The following is a 21,706-nucleotide window of genomic DNA, read 5'->3' on the forward strand; positions in this document are numbered from 1 at the left end:
CGTGCCTTAGCACACAGTTTAGTGTGCCGACTTAGCTCAGCTGGTAGAGCAACTGACTTGTAATCAGTAGGTCAACCGTTCGACTCGGTTAGTCGGCACCATTTATTTAAATTAAATGTTTTAAAACATTTAATTAGCACTGTTTAAGTGCCTCGATAGCTCAGTCGGTAGAGCAGAGGATTGAAAATCCTCGTGTCCGTGGTTCGATTCCGCGTCGAGGCACCATTTATACTAAAGCCCTGCATGAAAATGCGGGGCTTTTTTGTTTTTATTTAAGTTAAAACATAAGCGGCCTCGAACTACGTTCGATTACAAAATGCTTCCCTGTATTTTGCCCTACGGGCCATCCTTCGGACGTTAAAAATTGTTCCAGACAATTTTTTGCCGCCTCAGTGCACCATTTATATTAAAGCCCTGCATGAAAATGCGGGGCTTTTTTTTTAGAGAAAATTAGCACAAGTAAAGTTTGCCAAGTACTCGGTTGAGTTTTCTAATTCACCTTTCACCTTTCACCTTTCACCTTTCACCTTTAATCCCACAAAACCTGCGCTTCACCGCTGTTTCCTTTAAGCATGTGTAATGTTATGTAAAGTCAGTTGAGCTATTGCTGCACTGGTGCTTGAATTACACTCATAAATAGCAGTAATTCAGGTTTTTATATGATTTGGCAACTTAAGCCGAGTTTAGTGGCGGTGAGTGTGTTGCTGCTCAGTGCATGCAGCAATCAGCTCAATCCTACTGAACGTGCGCAAGATATCGCAAATACCCCAGAGCTTTGGCAACAAGCGACTACGTCTGCATTAAAGGTTGAAGATAATTGGCTGCAGCAGCTAGAAAACCCACAAGTTTTTTTTCTAGTTGAACAGGCATTAGCAAATAACCAGCAAATTTTGCAGTCCGGTTATGATGTTGCTATTAAACAGCAGCAGCTAATTGCCACAGGCGCCGCGTTGTGGCCGAGCTTGGATTTATCTTCGCGGACGAATCGCAGCAAAGATAATCGCCCTGTTAGCTACAATAATGCCAGTTCGGCAAATTTAACCCTCAGCTACGAAATTGATCTATGGGGCAAGCTATCTGATGCGCAGCGTCAAGCTAACCTTGAATTTTTAGCAGAGCAAGCCAATTTTGAGCAAAGTAAGCAGCGCTTAGTAGGCGATGTAGTCAGCGGCTGGTTTAATGTCATCAGTGCGCAAAAGCTATTGGCACTGTATCAACAGCGTGAAAAAAACGCTGAGCAAAATTTGGCAATTATTGAATCGGGTTATCGCCAAGGTTTAAATGATGCGTTAGATGTGTATTTAACGCGTAATGAACTAAATACTGAACGCTCGCGAATTGCCGGGCAAAAAGCGACATTAAATCAAGCTATTCGAACACTTGAACGGCTAACTGGAGATTATCCAAAAGGCGCCTTAACTGTCGAGGCCGAGCTACCATTATTAGATAAACCTATTCCATTAGGTTTACCGTCAGAATTGATCACCCGTAAACCAAGTTTAATGGCCAGTTGGTATCAACTGTTAAGTACCGATGCTAATTTGGCCTATGCCCATAAACAACGTTTTCCCAGCTTAGATTTATCAGCAACGTTAGGTGATAGCACAGACCGAGTAAGCGACTTGTTTTCTCCGTCGAGCCTGGCATGGTCGTTGGTTGGTAGCATTTCTATGCCGCTGTTTGATGCAGGTAGACTAAAAGCAAACGAGGAAGCTGCGCGGTTAGCAGTGCTAAGCCAAGAGCAAAATTATTTAGCGAGTTTGTATGATGCATTTAATGATGTTGAACAAGCTATTTCGCAAGAGCAGTCATTACAACAGCGCTACCAGGCTACGCTTAAAGCGCAAGAAAATGCTATTGCAGCAGAGCAATTATCATTTGAGCAATATCAAAGTGGTTTAGTCACTTACACCACCGTATTAGATGCACAAGACCGCTCTTTTGATGCACAAAGCTCAGTCATCGAAATTAAAAACCAACTTATTATTAACCGTATAAATCTTCATATTGCCCTTGGTGGCGATTTTTCACAGCCAACCAACGCATCAACAGAGCAATAACTATGAACTTAAAAACCAGAAAAATATTGATCCCAGCCGTAGTGATTGCAGCAACCGCAGCAATCGTTATGTTCATTCAAGGTAACCCGCCGCAAGCTAATCGTTTTGCAGCGCCACCTAAAGCACAAATTAGTGTGGCAGTGCAGTTACTAACACCGCAATCATACCAAGTGATGATTGATAGTTTTGGCACCGTAAAACCACGTACGCAAAGTGGCTTAGTTGCTCAAGCATCGGGGCAAATCATTGCGGTTAGTGAGCAGTTTCGCGAAGGGGGCTTTTTTGAAAAAGGGGATGTGTTACTGCAACTTGATGATAGGGATCACCGCGCTGAAGTAAAAGCCGCACAAGCAAACTTATTAACTGCGCAACAGGGCTTACAAGAAGAGCAAGCGCGTGGACGTCAAGCTTTGGTTGACTGGCAGCGTTTAGGTAATGGTGCACAAGCGAGTAACTTAGTGTTGCGCGAACCACAATTAGCCGCAGCGCAAGCACAAGTGTTGTCAGCTCAAGCGCAACTTGAAAAAGCTGAACTTGATTTAGAGCGTACTAAAATTACAGCTCCTTATGCCGGTCGTGTACTCAGTCGCAGTGTTGATCTAGGCCAAGTGGTGTCTAATAATACTCAGCTTGCAACGATTTATGCCATTGATAGTGTCGAAATTCGTCTGCCAATCAAAAATAAAGATTTGCCATTTATAAACTTACCAGAGCAATATCGTGATGGGCAAAAAAATGCACTTGGATCAGCGGTGCATTTCACTTCAGACTTAGTCGGCAAGCAAAGTTGGCTTGGGCAAATTTCGCGTACCGAAGGAGCTATTGATGAAAGCGCCCAACAACTGTACGTGGTGGCACAAATTAATGATCCATACAAAGCAACAGCGCAAAACCAATACCCAATTAAGATAGGGCAATATATTAAAGCGCAGATCAGCGGTAAACAGGTAAACGATGTATTGGTTATTCCTAACAGCACCATTTATCAAGGCAGCTATGTGTATGTTGTTGAGCAAGGCGTACTTAAGCGTAAAGAGATTAGCTTAGCATGGCAAAACGCCACGCAAGGAATTATTGCCAGTGGTTTAACGGCTGGTGAACAGTTGGTACTCACACCGCTTGGTCAGGTGAGCTCGGGTACGCGAGTTAAAGTAATGGGTGAACCCGCAACCTCGACAGAACCTGTGAAAAAACAGCGCCCAAGTCGTGAGCAGCTAGAAGAGATGGCTAAGAAACAGGGTATTACTGTTGAGCAGTTAGTTGAAAAACGCCGCGCAGCAAGATCGCAAGGAGATAAACCATGATAGCTTGGTTTACCAAAAATCATGTTGCAGCTAATTTATTGCTGATCAGCATTGTATTTGCGGGTCTATTTAGTTTAACTACGCAAATACCGCTTGAAGTATTTCCTTCATTTGAAACCGATCGCATTAGCGTTAGCGTATCATTACGTGGCTCAACGCCAGAAGATGTAGAGCAAGGGGTGACGATTCGAATTGAAGAGTCAGTGCAAGATTTAGAAGGGATCAAGCAGATCTCAAGTCGCTCCTCAGAAGGCTCTGCCTCGGTTAGCATCGAAGTTGAAAGCGGTTATGATCCGCGGGAGTTATTAGCCGATATAAAAAGCCGGGTTGATGCGATCAATACCTTTCCTGTTGATGCCGAAAAGCCCGTTGTAGCTCTTGCAGAGCGCAAGCGCGAAGTCATTGCAGTCACCGTTGCCAGCGATTACGGCGAAAAAGAAACCCGCGAATACGCCGAGCAAGTACGAGATCAATTACTACGTTTACCGAGCGTGACGCAGGTTGAACTAAGTGGCGTGCGCGATTACGAGTTAGCCATTGAAGTCAGTCAAGATACATTACGCCAATATAGTTTAAGTTTAAGTGATATTTCACGGGCCATTAGCAATTCGAGCTCAGACATTTCTGCGGGGAATTTAAAAACCGAAGGCGGCGACGTACTCATTCGCTCTAAAGGCCAAGCTTACCGTAAAGACGAATTTGCCCAAGTTGTAGTAAAACACCAAAGCGATGGCACCATAATTCGCCTTGGAGATATTGCTAAAATTAGCGATGACTTTGAAGAAACCCCAGTGCGCACCCGCTTTAATGGTAAACAAGCCGCGTTTATTGATGTGTACCGAATCGGCCCGCAAAGTGCTATTACCGTGGCGGATGAGGTTAAAGAATTCATTGAAAACCAGCAAACAAATCTGCCGATGGGGTTTGAGCTGAGTTACTGGGATGATGATTCAGAACTGGTTAAAAGTCGTATTGCCACGCTTACCACTAATGCCTTACAAGGCGGCATTTTAGTGTTGGCTTTACTGACGTTATTTTTACGACCGGCCATCGCATTCTGGGTGTTCATTGGTATTCCAGTATCGTTTATGGGGGCTTTTTTAGCGATGCCATTGTTTGGTGTAACACTGAACATTATGAGCTTATTTGGTTTTATTTTAGTACTGGGAATTGTTGTTGATGATGCCATTGTTACTGGTGAAAATGTTTATACTCATTTAAAAACGGCTGAATCAGGTGAACAAGCGGCTATTCGTGGTACCCAAGAAGTGGCAACGCCGGTAACGTTTGGGGTTTTAACCACAGTCGCGGCCTTTTTACCTTTGGCGTTTATTGAAGGTGGGCGTGGCGCGTTATTTGCGCAAATTCCAGTGGTGGTGATCCCCGTGCTATTATTCTCGTTAATTGAGTCTAAGTTCGTGTTACCAGCGCATTTAAAGTACATCAAATTACGTCATCAAAAAGGCGAGCCCTCAAAATTTGATAAGTTCCAACAACGTTTTGCTGATGGTTTTGAGCATGCAATCTTAAAATACTATCAGCCCATTTTAAACCTCGCTTTACGGCATAAACTAGCAACGGTGAGCTTGTTTGTTGGTATTTTCTTGATCATTTTAACCATGATCACCAGTGGTTGGACTAAGTTTATTTTCTTCCCACGTATTCCAAGTGAAACGGTTCGAGTTAACTTAACCTTGCCAACGGGCACACCGTTTGAAGTGACTAATAAATATGTCATTGATATGTCGGATAAAGCACGCCAATTACAAGATAAGTACCGCGATGAAGATACAGGTGAAAGTGTTATTTTAAATATACTCGCCACCACAGGCGGGCGCGGTGGTGCGTCTAATTCCGGCAGTGTTCGTTTTGAAATAACACCCGCTGAAAGCCGCGACTCTGATATTGGCTCGCGCGAGCTTGCCAGTGAATGGCGCGATTTAATTGGTATAATACCGGGTGCAGAGAGCTTAACCTTTAGAGCCGAAATTGGCCGCAGTTCAGATCCGATTGACGTACAACTGAGTGCAACCTCACTCACCACATTGCAAGAAGTGGCTGATCATGTCAAAGCGCGGTTAGCGACATACCCAACGGTATTTGATATTGCTGATAGTATGTCCGATGGCAAAGAAGAGCTACAAATAGAGCTAACAGAGCAAGGCCTAGCACTGGGGTTGAATCGTGTTGATGTATCGCAACAAGTGCGTAATTCATTTTTTGGTGCACAAGCACAGCGCATTCAACGTGGTCGCGATGATGTGCGAGTAATGGTGCGTTTACCAATTGAAGAACGCCGCTCAGTGGCGGATCTAAAAGATATTTTAATTAATCTACCCGATGGCGGCACAGTGCCTTTATCGCATGTAGCTAAGCTGGTGCCGGGACAAAGCCCTTCGTCGATTAATCGCATTGATCGCTACCGTACTTTAAATGTGACTGCTGATATTGAAAAACAAAACACCAATATGACGGTGCTACAAGCTGATTTAAAAGAGTATTTAGATGAACTTGTACAGCAATACCCAGGAGTAAGCCACTCACTTGAGGGTGAAGCTAAAGAGCAGCGGGAATCATTTGGTTCACTCGCGTGGGCATTGGTCTTTGTGTTTTTCATTATTTATGGCTTATTAGCAATTCCATTTAAATCTTACTTGCAGCCATTAATCGTTATGAGTGTGATCCCATTTGGCATGATAGGCGCAGTTATTGGACATTGGATCATGGGCATGGAACTGACCATTATGAGCTTACTCGGCATGCTAGCGCTGATTGGCGTAGTGGTGAATGATTCACTGGTATTGGTTGATTTTATAAATAAAAAACGCAGTGAAGGTGGTGATTTACTGGAGGCGGTAAAAATGGCGGGCGCATCACGTTTTCGCCCTGTAATGCTAACCAGCTTAACCACCTTTATAGGCTTAATGCCGCTGCTGTTTGAGAAGGCGACACAAGCGCAATTTTTGATCCCGATGGCGGTGAGCCTTGGCTTTGGGATTATTTTTGCAACCTTTATTACCTTGTTACTGGTGCCCGTTAATTATATGTTGGTAGAGCGCGTACAAGGCTGGTTTAAATAAACAACTTTCCCCACAGCTAATTAGGCTGTGGGGAATACGATGCAAAATTTCTCAAACTATTTTTTCAAGCTGAGGTAAACTAAACACAAAGTAGTTAAATTCAAAGGCTTCAACATGATTGAATACCCGATTGATCAACTCCCACAGCTTATTGACGAGCTTTTACAATGTGATACCACAGAACGTAAAAATAAGCTGTTAGCTGACGCCAAAGAAATACTCTCGACAGAACATTTATCGTTATTATTTGAAGCCTTACCAAAAGATCAGCGTATTGATATTTGGCAATTATTAGATGAAGACACCCAGCACGAAATATTCATTAATTTAGGCGCCGATAGCTGTCGTTGGTTATTACAAACACTCGATGAAGATGCCGGTTTTAAATTACTTGATGAAGTAAGCGTTGCTGAGTTACTTGAACTTGAAGAAGTGATCCCTGAGCGCTTTGTTGAATACGCTCGCCGTCAACTTGATGAAGTACAAACCAAGCAATATGAATTAGCGCAGCAGTATCTGCCAGAGCAACTTGGTCACTGGCTTGATTTTGATTCACTTAAGGTTTCAGACAAACTTACGGTCGGTGGCGCACGAAAAATCCTGCAAAAAGGCTTACCGCAATATACCGAGGTTATTTATTTAGTAAGCCGCAAAGGCACGCTAATTGGTGAGGTATCGGTTAACACGTTATTTAAAGCTAAGGATTCAGATACCTTATTAAGTTTTGCTGATCACGATATCACCTCACTGCATGCTGACGATGACCTATACGAAGCCGCGGAAGTGGTGATCCACAGTGAAAAAATGGCAATGCCCGTTGTCAATGTCGATAACAAGTTACTGGGGCGATTAAAAGTTACCTCAGCTTATGAATTACGCCAAGAGGTCACCGATGAAGCAGCGGCAAAAGCGGGTGGTTTACGTGAAGACGAAGATCTATTTGCCAGCGTACGAAAAAGTGCGAAAAACCGTGGTATTTGGTTAGGCATTAATTTAGCAACCGCATTTTTAGCATCCTGGTTTATTGGCTTATTTGGCGCAACCATTGAGCAAGTAGTTGCATTGGCAGTATTAATGCCGGTAGTTGCATCAATGGGCGGTATTGCCGGTAGTCAAACACTTACCGTAATCGTCCGCGGTTTAGCGCTTGGTCAGGTAACCGACTCAAACCGTAAGGCGTTACTTAAAAAAGAGCTTAGGGTAGGGGCTGTAAATGGCTGTGTGTGGGCTATGGTAATTGGTGTGCTTACCTATTTCTGGTTTAGTGATGTGATGCTCAGTATCACTATTACAGTGGCTATTTTGCTTAATTTAATTGCAGCCTCTTTGTCTGGCGTGGTGATCCCTTCGATTTTAGATAAAATGAAAATCGACCCGGCACTGTCAGGTTCAGTAATCTTGACAACAGTGACCGATATCGTTGGCTTTGTCACTTTCTTAGGGTTAGGTAGTTTATTACTACTTTAGTATTTTAGTGTACGCAGTATGATAACTTTTACAGGTATTTGATTAATTTCAGTTTTATTTCTGTTGTGTGAATCTTTAGTGAAGAACTGGTTGGCGCGTATCATCTGGTTCTTTTTTATCATAAAGTACAACTCTCGCAGTAGCGAGCTACATAATTAAAAAGGAAATACTCAATGTCAAAGAAACCAGCTAAAGCAATCAGTAAAGAAGTAAAATCGATTAAAAAAGAAATCAGCGCTCGTAAAGATAAAGTCGCAAAACAAAAAGCCAAAATAGGTAAGCTTAAAAAAGCGCTGAAAAAAGCAGCTTAATTTAGCATACAAAAACACTGCTGTGCGGCTAGTTATTTAGTGCCATCAGTAAAGGTATATAAATATACTTTTCAAATACTTAGGCAATTATAAAATATTTTTGTAATTGCCAAGCCAGTTTTTTATCCCACTTTTTGTTCATCATGCTCTGCTAGTGCGTAATATTTGTTAATAATTTTATGCAAATATGTTTTAATCTATGTATATCCTTTACAGCATTAAGCGTTTGCTTAAATTTTATGATAAAAAATCACTTAATAATCGCTATTTTTATCTTTATTTTCTCTACGCTAGCTAATGCGTCTGAACACTTTAGTGATCACGAACAATTCTGCTTACAGCAGCCAGAGAAAGACTGCTTAGTTTATATCAATGAACGTATAGAGCAATCAGAGCTACATTCAACTCGGTGGTATAAAGCCAAGTCTTACTTATTTGATTATTATTACGATAAAAGTGATTATGAAACCTTAAAAATCATTGTTGAGCCATTCGCAGAACGAGATGATCTACCTGAAGTATTTAAAGTCCAAGCTTACTTTTATTACGCCAAAGCCTTACGTTACTCTGAGGATGATGAGCTTGCAGAAATCTATGCTAATAAGGCTCTTACAGATATACAGTTGATGTACGACGCGTTTGCAGATCCAATGCGAATGCTTGAGTTAGCCAATTTGCAGTATGTTTTTGGTAATAAAGAATCCGCTTTTCAAATGCTACTCAAAACCGAACGAAAGTTTGGCAAGAGTAAAGACCCAATTTTTAATTTTGAATTACATTCCAATAAAGCAAATATTTATCATGCTTTTGGCGATTTAGAAAATGCCAGAGATAGTAGAAAAAAAGCACTCGATTGGATACTTCCAACTCAGCATCAAGGCAAAATTATTGTTGCACAAGGGAATTTAGCGCGTACATATCAATTGCTCGGACAGTATGACCTTGCCATTAAGTATTATGTTGACTCGTTAAGTTATATGGTCGATGGCAGCGATGATATTACCAAAGCTTCGCATACATTAAGGCTGGCAGAAATATGCTGGCAAGCAAAAGATAATCAGCAGGCCATTAAGTGGTTTAAAGCGGTTAAAGTGAGTGACTTAAATCGTAACCATAAAATAGTCTATGAACAATTAGCTAAAGCCTTAACTTTGTAGCGATTGTAACTATGCACCCTCGATAAGACGGCCCATATTTATATGGGCCGTAGTTATTTGTTTAATTAAAAGCTAAACGCTACATTCGCATAAACAAAGCGGCCATCTAAACTATATGGCGTGAACCCGCTGTAAGTGAAAATTTGGTTAAAATCACTATAACCAATATTACTTACCGTATCTTGCGGGTACTGATCAAATAGATTATTAGCACCTAAAGCAAGTTTCCATTGCTCAGTTGGACGATATGCCACTTCAATATCGGTGAGCCACTTTGCTTTTAGAAGCTCATCACCCTCAGCACTACTTGAGGTATCAACTACTTCACCATAGCGTGTTGCACGAAGCGTGGTTTGAATATTTTCATAATCCCATGTTGCAGACAGGTTCCATTTATCTGCTGGTGTGCCTTTTTCGAATCGAGAAATTTCACGTCGTGCAAAGTATTGATATTCATCACCTAACGCTTCCAGTTCCGGTGGATTGTCTTTCACATGAGTAACTTCTGTATCGTTAAAGTTTACAGCGGCACTTAAGCGTAAGTCACCATAGTCAGCTAAACCAAGTAAATAGGTGGCAACAATATCTACCCCTTGAGTACGCGAATCGATAGCATTGGTAAAGTAGCGCACACTTTGGGTATTAAGCTCAGCGGCTTGTTGTAAAATAGCTTCAACAGCAGGGCCTTCTAAGTTTTCAGAAAGCACAATGCGATCATCAATATCGATACGATAAGCATCAAGCGTGAAGCTAAAATTACCTTCTGTGAAGATAAAACCAGCGGTCATATTGACAGACTCTTCAGCGTCTAAATCTTTTGCGCCAAGCGCTTTGGCAGCAGGCTCACTACTTGGAAATAATCCGACTTCTCTAGGTACGCCATTTTCAAATACAGTGCTGACTGATTTATAAGACGTTTGTGCAAGAGACGGTGCTCTAAAACCACTACTGATAGCACCACGTAACGATAATGAAGGAGTAATGCTATAGCGGCTGGCAAGTTTCGCTGTAAAAGTACTGCCAAAGTCACTATAGTCTTCAAATCGACCTGCTAGCACAGCATTCCAATTTTCAGTGAGGTAGGTATCAAATTCAGCAAATAGAGCAATGTTATGGCGGCTTTTATCAGTTGCACTATCCGGTGAAAAACCTGATAAAACTTGTGCACCACCAGCGGCAACAGGTACGCCTTGTGCATCAAGTACCGTTAAATACGAAGCTTGTTCACCGGCTTTGATTTGGTAGTTTTCATGGCGATATTCAGTACCAATGGTAACAAACACGTCATCAGGTAAGCCTAAGTCAAAGCTATTGCTGGCATCCATGTTAACAAGGAATTGTTCATACACTAATGCGCCATTATCAAACTCTGTCGGACTGTTAGCACCCATAGAGGTATTGATGCTATTGCTAACACCTAAGGCAAAATCATTGCGACCATAATTAGTGCTGATATCCCATGTCCAATCATTACTAACCCCATTTAAACCGATAGCAAACGAATAGTCGTCAACATCAGTGTCAATGTTTGGTAAAAACCCATCTGGATAAACGCTTGGCAAATTACGGTTGTCTTTGGCACGACGATAGAAACCGCCTGAGTTACCTTTACGATTTGAATAACTGGCAAAAGAGTAAAGTGATAAGTCATCACTAAAGTCGTAGCCAAGATTATAAAATAGCGCGATATCTTCAACATCGGCTTTACCAAAGCGGTGATTATAACGGTCAAACGTCAGCTCTTTTGGATCAAGCGCGCCGTTTTCATCACGATTATATTGTTCTCGCTCATCAATACCTGAGCGGTTAGTTGGCTCGTTGTTACGGGTTTCAATTGAGATATTGATAAAGCCATTCTCGCTTAGCGAAAAGCCCGCATTGGCACTTGCAGTTCGGGTAATACCATCGTTTACTTTACGGTCTTCGCCTTTGGCAAAGCTTAAATTACCTTGCGCATCAGCACTGGTGCTGAGTAACTGAGGAGAGCCCGCCATTTGTGTGTCGTACTCACCATAGGTGTAGCTTACACTACCGCCTTCATCGGCATCTTTGAGTACAATATTGATCACACCAGCAATGGCATCTGAGCCATATTGAGCCGCTGCACCATCACGCAGTACTTCGACGCGCTTAATCGCAGAGGTTGGAATATTATTTAAATCAACAGCCGTAGAGCCGCGGCCAACTGTGCCACCTAAATTCAATAAAGCACCTGAGTGACGGCGTTTACCATTGACAAGTACTAAGGTGTGATCGGGAGCTAGGCCTCTTAATACTGCAGGTTTTGCATGGTCAGTACCATCAGCGAGGGTTGCACTTGGGTAGTTAAAGCTAGGTAATTGGGCTGCAAGCACTTGGCTTATTTCTAGTTGGCCTGTGGTTGCCAGATCACGACTGGTTAGCAAGTCTACAGGAACTGTACTTTCCGACAGGCTGCGTAAACTACGACGTGTGCCGGTGACCGAAATAACTTCAATATCTTTTACTTCGTTTTCGCTAGTTGGTTGCTCTGCTGCAATGGCACTTACTTGAAAAGCAAATGTACTGCATATTGCTAAATGTAGGGGCAGTTTTTTTAAGTTAGCCATATAGTAATCCCTTGAGTATGTTGATTTTAACCAACAACATTTTACTAATAAAATGTTTACTCAACAAAGAATAGATCAGAATACCATAGTAGCAATGCACCTTAATTGTTAATATTTTGCGTCTTATGTAACTGTTAGTGTGTTTTATTTACAAGTTGCAGTTCTGTCTGCAAAAAGTAATAGCGAGCTGTAACTGATAGACAAATTATTTACCGTTATAGCGTATTAAGCACTAATACTAATTTTATTTCTGCCGTCAGATTTTGCTCTATATAAAGCCGTATCAGCGGCACATATTAGTGCTTCGCAGGTGCGGTATTGGTTATCAAATTCGCAGGCAATACCTTGGCTCACACTTACTTTAACTTCTGGCGGTAGGCCAATGTCAGTAAATGACATCGCATTAATCTGTTGTTGAATGTGTCTGGCAACAACGGCGACACTATCACGGTTGCAACGTGGCAGAATAACAGCAAATTCTTCACCGCCATAGCGAGCGGCTAAACAATCTCTTGATGGTATACATTGCAAAATAACCTTGGCTATTTTTTGTAAGCACTTATCGCCTTTAATATGGCCGTAGGTATCGTTGAACCTCTTAAAATGATCGACATCAATCAGTATTGTGCTTAAAGGCTGATGGCTTTGAATACTCTCTGCCCAAAATTTATTTAATGACTCATCAAGCGTAAAACGGTTAGCAAGGCCGGTTAAGTGATCAGTCGAGGCTTGTATTTTTAATCGATTAAATATCGCTTTATGCGCGCTTAAATCATGTAATATACAAACGTATAGCTTTTGTGCACAGGCAATGCTTTGTGGCATGTTAGAAATAGATAAATCGGCTTCGATTATACTGCCATCGAGTTTATTTATTTTAACTTCATTTGGGCCAAAGTTAAGGCGAGTGTCTTTTATATCAAGCCAGTTTAATAGCGTATACATGTATTTGTCACGATCTGTTTCGTGCAAAAACGGCAGTAAGCTTTGGCCAATTAACGATTGTTGTGAGTCGCCTAAAAGCTGCGCCGCCATCGGGTTAACAAACTCAAACGTGCCTTGTTCATCAATAACAAAAATGCCTTCAGCAGTGCCATTAAATAGCTCTATTAATGCGCCAAACTGTATGTGTGACAGGCAGGTCGACAGAGTTTTACCGGCAGCGGTTGATTGCTTATTTGCATTAAGTGCTTGGTTATTATTATTTGTTTGCTTAGACACGTTTGATCCTTACGCTTTGCTATACGTTTTTGGTGTCTATAAATTTACTTAAAAAAGTGCAAACAAACCTTCTGGTAATCTTCTGGTTGTTAAGGTGTTGATTTTTATTGTTTTTATTTATTCACAGACTCTAGTTTAAGAGTCTGCGAAGTATATTGTAGTAATTGTTTAGGTGTTGTTAATTAAAATATATCTTCATTTTCAACTTGAGGGTCAGCGCTTTCGTACGCTTTGCCATTACACTCAACGTTAAAAATTAAGCACACTGTGCCATTATTTTCATTGCTGTCTATAATGACGATTGATTGGCTGTCATCACTCACTTTATAGCTAAAGTCGCCGGCACAATCACCTTTTTTATTGGTGATAGTGGCTCCGGTAAATAAAAAGCCGCTAGTAATAGTCGTTGGTTCTAATGTGTAAATACCTGCAGTCTCAGTTCTTACAACTCCACCGCCAGATACTTCTTTCCCATCTCTAAAGTATGTGAAATTGGCACTGTCGTTACTGTCTAGTTCAATTTTTACTGTAAAGTGAATTAGCTCTTGATTGTTATTCATATTATTTCCTTTTTTATTAATGTTCATAGTTGAAAATTGTTAATGCCTAAGTTTACTAGGCTTGCTTTTATTTCTGAAATTTCGTTTTCTTTGTTTAAGCATGTATATGCTTGTACAAGCGGGTAAGTGATTTTTACGCTTTGGGTTGTTTTTGTAATTTCGGACATGATGGTAATAGCTTGTTCACACAATTTTACTTGTGCATTTTTATTAACAGCTAATTTTGCTTTTATTAAGCTTATATTTATTATAACTATTTTATTTTCAACTTTTCCTTCAATTTTTTCTAATAATTCTTGTGCTTTTTGCCATGATTTTATTTTTATGAAATAGTGAATAAGGCTAATCTGTGTATTTACAATCTTTTTATCAGACAAGCTTTTTTCCTTAATAAAGTTAATAATGCCTTCAATCCGCATGTCTATGTTTACATCATCAGATAGTAACAATTGATGCGCTAAAAATTGATGATACATACGTTGAAACTTATTATTTTTTGGATCCTGAAGCCGGGCTTTATTTATTACCTCTGTGGCTTGTTTTGCCTTTATATAGGCACGTAGCTTATTAGGAAAATAGCTGAGCAAGTAACTCTGTTGTATATAAGTGTTAGCAAGACTGTTGAATAAACTGGCATCATTGGGGTATTGTGCCAAAATATTATTCAATTCATTAGATGCATTTTCTAACATTGTTAATGCCGTATTAAAATTACCCAAATTTTCTTCTGTACTGGCAAGCCAGCTAATTGTATCTGTTTTATCACGTAATAAGTTTTTATTGTTGGGTTTAAGCTCGAGTGCTTTGTTTTTAAGATTTAGCGACTCTGTGAAGCTTTGTTTTGCAGCAGCATAGTTGAATTGTTTTAAATATAACGAGCCGAGAGAGTTATGTGAATAAGACAACTCCATAATGGAGTTAAAGTCATTGGGTGCTAGGGAGTACATTGTTTCACTATAGGCTTGGTATTTTTTAAACATTGGCTCTGTGGCAGCGTAATCACTTTTATCATAATGAAGCTGCCCTAACCAAAAGGCATTGGCACCCGCAAGCGTAAGTAACTCTAAGTTGCTAGGTTGGGTTTTTAATAATGCCTCAAGTCGGGTGCGGGCGCTCTCAAACGCGGTATAGGCCTCAATGGTTTTACCGCGGGAATAGGCTACTTCTCCCATTGCCTCAAGGGTTTGTGCATATTGAAAGCGGTTGTTAAATTCGGTTTTTTGGTCTGTAAAGCGAAAGAGAGAGTTGTCCTCATCAGCTTGATTAGTAAAATACTCCAGCGCTTTATTGCTAATACCATCGAGCAAATCCATACGTTTAACGCTACGCAGTTTATCGGCAAATTCACCCACCATAAAACCAAGTAGGCTTTCGGCTTCTAAGCGTTTTTGCTGCGCAACTTGCTCGGCGTGGTAGCTGCGTACGCTCATAAAGGTGGCTATAAAACTGAGTAAAATAAGTGCAACCGCGGTGGCTTGTAACACTGTTTTTTTACGTTTTGCCCTGCGGTTTGATGCTTTAATTAAGCTCAGTTCAGCAGCGCTGAGGGTAAACATAGCGTTATTTATCAGGCTTTGTGCTTCTTGTAACGGCTTGCCCTGGGCTAATAAAAAGTCGGCATGTTTTTGCTCGTTTAACCAACGCTCGGTGGCGATTTGCAAGCGACTTTTAATGGCTAAGCTTTGTTGGTGGTGGTTTATCCAGTCTATGGCACGTTGCCACTGACGTAGTAGCGCTTCGTGTGCCAAACTAAAACAGGCTTGCTCGTTTTTAAGGTGCGATACAAATAAGCGGCTATCGACCATCGCTTGTGCAAGTTGTGTTTGTGCCGGGGTGGTGAGTTCATCCCAACGGGCTGCGCGGCTGGTGAGGGTTTCGCCATCGGCGTGCAGGGTAATTAGTTTTGATAATACCAAGCTCAGCTGGGATTGTTGTTGCTTGGGCAGTTGTGTAAAAACGTGCTCAGCTTTTTGGCCAATCGCGCCTTCAATACCGCCCAATGCTTGGTATTGTGAGACTAATAGCTCATCGTTTTCGCTGCGCTGTAAGTACAGTTGTTGCAAAGTGTATTGCAGCATTGGCAGGGCGTCGGGGTTATTGGCGGTTTCGTTACAGAGTATTTCATCCAGTGGGGTTTGGTGCTCAGGGTCAAGCTGCCAACTAAGCCCTGCGGCTAAAGCTGGCAGGCGGATCATCTGTTTTAATTCAGTGCGAGTGGGCGGCAGTAAGTCAAAATGGGCGCCATTGGCTTTGCCCGCCATTAAGCTAGGTTGATTAACCACTTGCGGATAAAAGTCATTTCGACAGGCGCTAAATATAATCATGCAGTTACTGGTGGCCAGTAACTCTATAATTGTTAAAAACTGGCTGCGCTCTTGCTCGCTAAATACTGGCGACGACAGTAATACTTCAAGGCGGTCGATAAATAAAAATAAATACGGTTTTATATGGGCTGTTTGGCTTTGCTTTACAGCCATTTGGCAACCCTCAATAACTTGCTCGGGCGCGTTTTGTAATAACTCGCTCAAAGTGTCGGCACTCATATCACTAAGCACCGGGGCGTCGTTGATTTCTAAATCAAGTAGGGTAGAGGCTAAATCGAGAAATAACCGATCTTTAGTTATATCAGCAAAATCAAGTTGGCAGTATGACTCAACCCGAAAGCCATCAAAGCCTGATTCACTCATTAATGCCGGTAATATACCTGCATTGACTAAAGATGATTTACCTGAGCCACTAGAGCCGAGCAATAAGCTAAAAGCACGGCCAAAACTTATTTGTGCCGATACCCGTTGTAATAGTGTATTTATTTGTTTGCTGCGGCCAAAAAAAACATCGGCTTCATTGGGAGTAAACGCGCTTAAGCCAACAAAGGGTGAGCTGCCTTGCCATTTACTATGGCTGGCTTTTTGTTCTTCATCGAGAGGGAGCTCTATTTTGGCGATAACGCGGTAGCCGCGCTTGCGGATTGTCTCTATGTATTGCGGATCACTGGCTTTGTCGTCAAATGCTTTACGTAATTGCGTGATAACTTTGTGCAATGGATTATCGCCCACCGCAACAGTGCGCCAACAATGGTTAATGATCTCGTCACTGCTAACTAATTCTCCTTGTTTTTCGCATAATAACAATAAAACATCCATCGCTTTGGGCTCAAGTTGTTTGACTTGCGCACCTCGTCGTAAGCTATTGGTGGCAGGTGTTACTTGCCATTCACCGACAAAGAAAACAGATTTACGCATGCAGGGCTCATCATTGTTATTGTTAAAATTGAGGTTGCTTTAAACAGCTTTGTTTTATCCTACTGCAAGCAATAAGTTAATACAATATTCTGAGTTAAACGTTAAAAAGCTTTATTAAACAGTCACGGTACAAGCTATGTCTGCTATACATTACTTTATGTAAAGCTTGCTTGACTTTTCTGTGAACCTCAACAATACTTAGTCAAGTTTACTTGACTAAAAAGGCGAGAGCATGAAACAACAAACAGGATTAACATTCAAACAACGCAACAAACTAAACGCTGTTTATTTAGCAAAGTGGACTCTGGCGTGGGTTTTAACTTTGGCGCTTGCGTCATTCGGGCCATTGTTGCTGTGGGGCGAGCAGAACACGCTACTTAGTATAGTGGCAATTATGGTTAATGTTTTCGCAGGTATTATGATGATTATGGCAAATAAACGCCATTTAGCTGGCTTAGATGAATTGCAGCAACGGTTACATTTAAATGCGATGGCGATTACCTTAGGAGGGAGTTTAGTATTTGGTTTAGCATACTCGGTATTACAAACGAGCGGGGTAATTTCGTTTCGACAAGGGATTTCCCATTTAGTGATGTTTATGGGGATAACTTATTTAGTGTCTGTCGTAGTGATGAATAAACAACTTGGCGCTGAGGACGAAGAATGAAAAACCGCCTTAAAGTATTGCGCGCAGAGCATGACCTTACTCAGGCAAAATTAGCAGAGCTACTTGATGTATCAAGGCAAACGGTGAATGCTATCGAAAAAGGCAAGTTCGATCCTAGTTTACCATTAGCGTTTAAAGCAGCTCGTTTATTTAAATTAAAAATTGAAGATATCTTTCAAGATGAAGAGGTATAAATTCTACACTCTGCGTGCTTAAAGTACGCAGAGTGTAGTGCTGTTTATGGGGCAACTAATTGCGGTTTTTGTTTACCCATTTGCAATGCACTCAGTAACCACATGATAAATCCACCAGCAAATAACACTGCGGCGACATAGCCGGTTTGATTAGGTTGCGCGCCTTGTGCAATTGCTAAGCCGCCAACCCAAGGACCAATTGCATTTGCAGTATTGAATGCGCATTGTACAAGTGCGCCAATCATTGCGTGCCCATGCGGAGATACATCCATCAACATAGTTTGGATAACTGTGCCAAGTCCGACACTAAAACCAATAAAAAATATAACTGCATAAAGTAACCAAATGTTATGGCTTGCCATTACATAAGTTGTAGCAAAAACGATTGCGCCAACAAGTGCTATACCAGTGGTTTTAAGGGGCGAATGATCCGCCGCTTTACCTAAAATATAGTTTCCCAGCGTACAACCAATACCGAACATAACCATTGCAATTGATATAGTGTAGGCTGGTGTGTGGGTGACCACTAAAATTGTATCGGCAATATAAGTATAAATGCAAAACACCCCGCCAAAGCCAACAATAATGATCCCTAAAATTGACCAAACCAGCTTATTTTTCAGTACGCTCAACTCGCTTAATAACGACGAAGGGGCTGAATTTTTTGTGTTTGGTATGAACTTTACAATTAGAATTAACGCAACAAGTGCCAGCACTGCGGTGCCCGCTAAACAATAACGCCAACTAAAATTTTGACCGACTAAAGTAACCATAGGCACGCCAACAATCGTTGCTATGGTAAGGCCCATAAATACTTTAGACATAAAGCTGGCGCGTTTATTGGCAGGTGCTATATCTGCGGCTAATAAAATGGCAACAGCAAAATAAGCTCCGTGGGGTAAACCACTTAAAAAGCGAAATAATATAAGCTGCTCTAACGAATTAGCAAATGCGCTTAAGCCGTTAAATATAAACATCATCGACACAAATAATAGCAAAGCATTACGCTTGCGCATGTTTGTTGTGGTGATCATAAAAAACGGTGCGCCGATCACTACGCCAATCGCATAGGCGCTAATGGTATAACCGCTTTGTGCTGGTGTTGAGGCAAATGTTTCGCTGAACAATGGCAGCATCGGCATCATCGAAAATTCCGATAATCCTAAAATAAAAGTACCCAGTGCAAGTACTAACAAAATAGCGGTAGTGCTTAGCGTATTGTTCACGACGCTAGGTTCAGGTGACATAGATAACCCTTGTAAAAAGACTGACGACAAAATATGAATGATTTATTTAATAAAAAGCAGGAAACTGCAATTTTGAAGAACCAATTAAACCGCGATTGTATGATAAAAATAAGTCAGCGTCTTGCACTAAAAACAGTGTATTTAGAGCAGAAAATACGATTTTAGATTGCAGCGTTTTTGGCTGAATAGGAACGTTCTAATTTTCAATGACTTGATATATTAACCTTGGTTATTAAGCGGTATGCTGATGAAAAATAAATTTTCAGTGGTCGTGGCTATTTTATGCTTTTAGTGTTTAAACAGCCTTTTAAAAGTTATAAGCGTGTTTAAAATAAGAACAATAAACATCGAGTCAGAGCTTGGGGTGCGACAATTTGTCGCGTGTTCAGTGTTGTCGTCAAGTTATATACTTTGCTTATCTTAAACCTGCTGTAATTAAAGAATAAAATGAGCAACCACAATCCACCTATCAATTCACGTTATGCACTTTCTCCGTTAGCACTTTGCATTGCGAGTTTAGTCTCTCCTTATGTACTGGCTGATGATTCAATTGAAGTGATTGAAGTACAGGGCCAAAACGTTAACAGCCATGCAAATTTAGGTTCTGCTGAACAGCTTTTAACTGAGTTGGGGGTGGATTTCTCTGCGGCAGGTGGCATTTCTAGTTTACCTATATTAAATGGCATGATGGGCGATAGAGTTAAAGTACTGGTCGATGGCGCAGATATTACTGCGGCCTGTGGCAATCAGATGAACCCACCATTATCTTATATTTCGGCTAATCAGCTATCGTCTTATCAAGTGATTGCAGGTATTTCGCCAGTAAGCGCTGGTGGCGATAACATTGCCGGCGTTATTGTAGTAAACACCATTGCTCCGCAATATGGTGAGAGTGATATGTTAGTGTGGCATTCAGGTTATGTGTCGGCGCAGTATCGCAGTGTAAATAATGCGCAAGCGGTTGGTGTTGGCGCACGACTTGCCAGTGACAGCTTTAGTTTAAATTATCAAGGTGCCTTTGAAGACGCTGATAGTTATGACGATGGTAATGGTGATTTAGTATTAGATACTCTATATCGCGTGCAAAATCATGCATTAACCGCAGCGCTGCGAGATGAAAAACAACAGCTAGTGGTTAAATTAACGCATCAAAAAATACCCTTTCAGGGCTTTGCTAATCAATATATGGATATGACGGATAACACCAGTTATGGCATAGTCACTCAGTATAAACGCCAGCTTGAAAGTGGTGAGTTTCGAGCGCAAATAAACTTTAATGATGTAAAGCACGAAATGGGTTTTTTCAGCGCTGAAAAAACCGGCATGATGCCGATGAATACCGACGCGCAAGATATCAGTTATCAACTTAATTGGCGTTTAGACTTTGATGCTGACACTGTATTACTGCTCGGCCAAGAATACTATGGTTACCGCATTGATGATTGGTGGCCTGCGATTGAAGGCTCAATGATGATGGGGCCTAACGACTATGTAAATATTAATGACGGTGAACGTGACCGCTACACCGGTTTTGCTGAGCTGCAAAAGCAGCTAAATAACAAGTGGTGGGTCTCTGCTGGTACGCGTATTGAATATGTGCAAACGGATACCGGTGAAGTGCAGCCATATTCAGACATGGGTGATGGCATGAATGGAATGTCAGGTATGGGAAGTATGCCAGCAATGAATATGGCAGATCCAAATAAAGATGCTGCAAAAGAGTTTAATGCCATGGATCGCGCGCGCAGTGACACGCTTGTGGATGCCAGCCTATTGTTACGCTACCAAATTACGAATGAAGATGAACTACAATTTGGCTTAGCACGTAAAAATCGTGCGCCTAATTTATATGAACGTTATAGCTGGGGTGTCAGCACAATGTCGACCAGTATGATTGGTTGGTTTGGTGATGGTAATGGTTATATTGGTAACCCAGACTTAGTAGCCGAAACCGCGCATACCATCAGCACCAGTTACACTAAATCGGCAGAAGATGGTCAGTGGCAAATAACAGCTAACGCTTGGTATACCCAAGTAAATGATTATATTGATGTTACTGTTGTTGGCAGTACTAACCGCACAGATAAGGCATTAACTGAGCGTAATACCCTGCAATTTACCAATTTAGACGCCACACTTTATGGCACTAAGCTTGAAGGTATTATCCGTGTTGTTGATAGTAAAAATGCAGGCACATGGGATTTAACCGCCGCGCTTACTAGCACCCATGGCGAGCGTGATGACAGTGATGAGCCGTTATATCAAATAATGCCACTGCATAGCAAAATAGCCCTTGAGCAACAACTCGGTAAATGGCAAAACTCATTGAGCTGGGAGTGGGTAGATAGCAAAACGCGTGTAGATCCACGTCGTATTGAAAATCTATCAGCCAACTATAGCTTAGTGAATTTAGCAACCAAGGCGACATGGGATAAGCTAACAGTTAAGTTGGCAATTACTAATTTACTTGACGAATACTACCAGCAGCCTTTAGGCGGAGTCAGTATTGCCCAGTTTAATGTGGATCAAGGCCAAGGCTTTAACCAATTAGCAGGACAAGGTCGCTCGGTTAATGCCGGTATCAGCTACGCATTTTAAGTAAACTACC

14 protein-coding genes and 2 tRNA genes are annotated in these 21,706 nt (G+C 41.4%); 11 read left to right on the top strand and 5 right to left on the bottom strand.

What is annotated here, in order from left to right; translation table 11 throughout:
• The first annotated feature begins 25 nt into the window (after positions 1–25).
• From H5154_RS00335 to H5154_RS00370, 8 genes are all read left to right on the top strand, one after another.
• Positions 26–101, top strand: a tRNA-Thr gene (locus tag H5154_RS00335).
• A 48-nt stretch (positions 102–149) separates the two neighbouring features.
• Positions 150–225, top strand: a tRNA-Phe gene (locus H5154_RS00340).
• Between the two features lie 434 nt (positions 226–659).
• Positions 660–2,060, top strand: coding sequence for a TolC family protein (locus H5154_RS00345; protein ID WP_182717019.1), 1,401 nt, complete (start codon positions 660–662; stop codon positions 2,058–2,060).
• A gap of 2 nt (positions 2,061–2,062) precedes the next feature.
• Positions 2,063–3,364: an efflux RND transporter periplasmic adaptor subunit gene (locus H5154_RS00350; RefSeq protein WP_182717020.1), complete on the top strand. Its 1,302-nt coding sequence runs from the start codon at positions 2,063–2,065 to the stop codon at positions 3,362–3,364.
• Positions 3,361–6,444 (top strand): efflux RND transporter permease subunit, encoded by a 3,084-nt coding sequence (locus tag H5154_RS00355; RefSeq protein WP_182717021.1) that lies wholly within the window; start codon positions 3,361–3,363, stop codon positions 6,442–6,444. The genes H5154_RS00350 and H5154_RS00355 overlap by 4 nt, the downstream gene beginning before the upstream one ends.
• Before the next feature lie 114 nt (positions 6,445–6,558).
• Positions 6,559–7,911 (top strand): magnesium transporter, encoded by a 1,353-nt coding sequence (locus tag H5154_RS00360; RefSeq protein WP_182717022.1) that lies wholly within the window; start codon positions 6,559–6,561, stop codon positions 7,909–7,911.
• A gap of 173 nt (positions 7,912–8,084) precedes the next feature.
• Entirely contained in the window at positions 8,085–8,222 is a 138-nt protein-coding gene (locus H5154_RS00365) for a hypothetical protein (protein ID WP_169020715.1), read from the top strand.
• Positions 8,223–8,461: 239 nt separating this feature from the next.
• Positions 8,462–9,379, top strand: a complete 918-nt coding sequence (locus H5154_RS00370) for a tetratricopeptide repeat protein (protein ID WP_182717023.1) — start codon at positions 8,462–8,464, stop codon at positions 9,377–9,379.
• Positions 9,380–9,444: 65 nt separating this feature from the next.
• Here H5154_RS00370 and H5154_RS00375 read toward each other — a convergent pair whose 3' ends face one another.
• The 4 genes from H5154_RS00375 to H5154_RS00390 all read right to left on the bottom strand — a co-directional run bounded on the left by H5154_RS00375 (position 9,445) and on the right by H5154_RS00390 (position 16,990).
• Positions 9,445–11,967, bottom strand: a complete 2,523-nt coding sequence (locus H5154_RS00375; protein WP_182717024.1) for a TonB-dependent siderophore receptor — start codon at positions 11,965–11,967, stop codon at positions 9,445–9,447.
• 225 nt (positions 11,968–12,192) lie between these two features.
• Entirely contained in the window at positions 12,193–13,188 is a 996-nt protein-coding gene (locus H5154_RS00380; RefSeq protein ID WP_182717025.1) for a sensor domain-containing diguanylate cyclase, read from the bottom strand.
• A 182-nt stretch (positions 13,189–13,370) separates the two neighbouring features.
• The gene (locus H5154_RS00385; RefSeq protein WP_182717026.1) at positions 13,371–13,748 is read right to left on the bottom strand and encodes a DP-EP family protein; all 378 of its coding nucleotides are present in this window, start codon (positions 13,746–13,748) and stop codon (positions 13,371–13,373) included.
• Between the two features lie 23 nt (positions 13,749–13,771).
• Positions 13,772–16,990, bottom strand: a complete 3,219-nt coding sequence (locus H5154_RS00390; protein ID WP_182717027.1) for a winged helix-turn-helix domain-containing protein — start codon at positions 16,988–16,990, stop codon at positions 13,772–13,774.
• A gap of 232 nt (positions 16,991–17,222) precedes the next feature.
• Here H5154_RS00390 and H5154_RS00395 point away from each other — a divergent pair, with 232 nt between their 5' ends.
• Entirely contained in the window at positions 17,223–17,657 is a 435-nt protein-coding gene (locus tag H5154_RS00395) for a hypothetical protein (RefSeq protein WP_182717028.1), read from the top strand.
• On the top strand, positions 17,654–17,851 hold the full coding sequence (locus H5154_RS00400; protein ID WP_145237509.1) for a helix-turn-helix transcriptional regulator: 198 nt from the start codon (positions 17,654–17,656) through the stop codon (positions 17,849–17,851). The genes H5154_RS00395 and H5154_RS00400 overlap by 4 nt, the downstream gene beginning before the upstream one ends.
• A 44-nt stretch (positions 17,852–17,895) precedes the next feature.
• Here H5154_RS00400 and H5154_RS00405 read toward each other — a convergent pair whose 3' ends face one another.
• A complete protein-coding gene (locus H5154_RS00405; RefSeq protein ID WP_182717029.1) occupies positions 17,896–19,098 on the bottom strand; it encodes an MFS transporter in 1,203 nt (400 codons plus the stop codon).
• 447 nt (positions 19,099–19,545) lie between these two features.
• On the opposite strand from H5154_RS00405, the gene H5154_RS00410 reads away from it, so the two are divergent.
• Entirely contained in the window at positions 19,546–21,696 is a 2,151-nt protein-coding gene (locus tag H5154_RS00410) for a TonB-dependent receptor (protein WP_182717030.1), read from the top strand.
• Positions 21,697–21,706 lie beyond the last annotated feature (10 nt).

It is taken from the genome of Pseudoalteromonas sp. SR44-5, assembly GCF_014163675.1.
Taxonomy (GTDB): Bacteria; Pseudomonadota; Gammaproteobacteria; order Enterobacterales; family Alteromonadaceae; genus Pseudoalteromonas; species Pseudoalteromonas rhizosphaerae.

What these genes read in the sequence shown, in the direction of transcription:
- H5154_RS00345 (WP_182717019.1), top strand. Translation starts at nt 660, where the DNA reads ATGATTTGGCAACTTAAGCCGAGTTTAGTGGCGGTGAGTGTGTTGCTG.
- H5154_RS00390 (WP_182717027.1), bottom strand. Translation starts at nt 16,990, where the DNA reads ATGCGTAAATCTGTTTTCTTTGTCGGTGAATGGCAAGTAACACCTGCC.
- H5154_RS00410 (WP_182717030.1), top strand. Translation starts at nt 19,546, where the DNA reads ATGAGCAACCACAATCCACCTATCAATTCACGTTATGCACTTTCTCCG.
- H5154_RS00395 (WP_182717028.1), top strand. Translation starts at nt 17,223, where the DNA reads ATGAAACAACAAACAGGATTAACATTCAAACAACGCAACAAACTAAAC.
- H5154_RS00385 (WP_182717026.1), bottom strand. Translation starts at nt 13,748, where the DNA reads ATGAATAACAATCAAGAGCTAATTCACTTTACAGTAAAAATTGAACTA.
- H5154_RS00350 (WP_182717020.1), top strand. Translation starts at nt 2,063, where the DNA reads ATGAACTTAAAAACCAGAAAAATATTGATCCCAGCCGTAGTGATTGCA.
- H5154_RS00400 (WP_145237509.1), top strand. Translation starts at nt 17,654, where the DNA reads ATGAAAAACCGCCTTAAAGTATTGCGCGCAGAGCATGACCTTACTCAG.
- H5154_RS00365 (WP_169020715.1), top strand. Translation starts at nt 8,085, where the DNA reads ATGTCAAAGAAACCAGCTAAAGCAATCAGTAAAGAAGTAAAATCGATT.
- H5154_RS00360 (WP_182717022.1), top strand. Translation starts at nt 6,559, where the DNA reads ATGATTGAATACCCGATTGATCAACTCCCACAGCTTATTGACGAGCTT.
- H5154_RS00405 (WP_182717029.1), bottom strand. Translation starts at nt 19,098, where the DNA reads ATGTCACCTGAACCTAGCGTCGTGAACAATACGCTAAGCACTACCGCT.
- H5154_RS00370 (WP_182717023.1), top strand. Translation starts at nt 8,462, where the DNA reads ATGATAAAAAATCACTTAATAATCGCTATTTTTATCTTTATTTTCTCT.
- H5154_RS00375 (WP_182717024.1), bottom strand. Translation starts at nt 11,967, where the DNA reads ATGGCTAACTTAAAAAAACTGCCCCTACATTTAGCAATATGCAGTACA.
- H5154_RS00355 (WP_182717021.1), top strand. Translation starts at nt 3,361, where the DNA reads ATGATAGCTTGGTTTACCAAAAATCATGTTGCAGCTAATTTATTGCTG.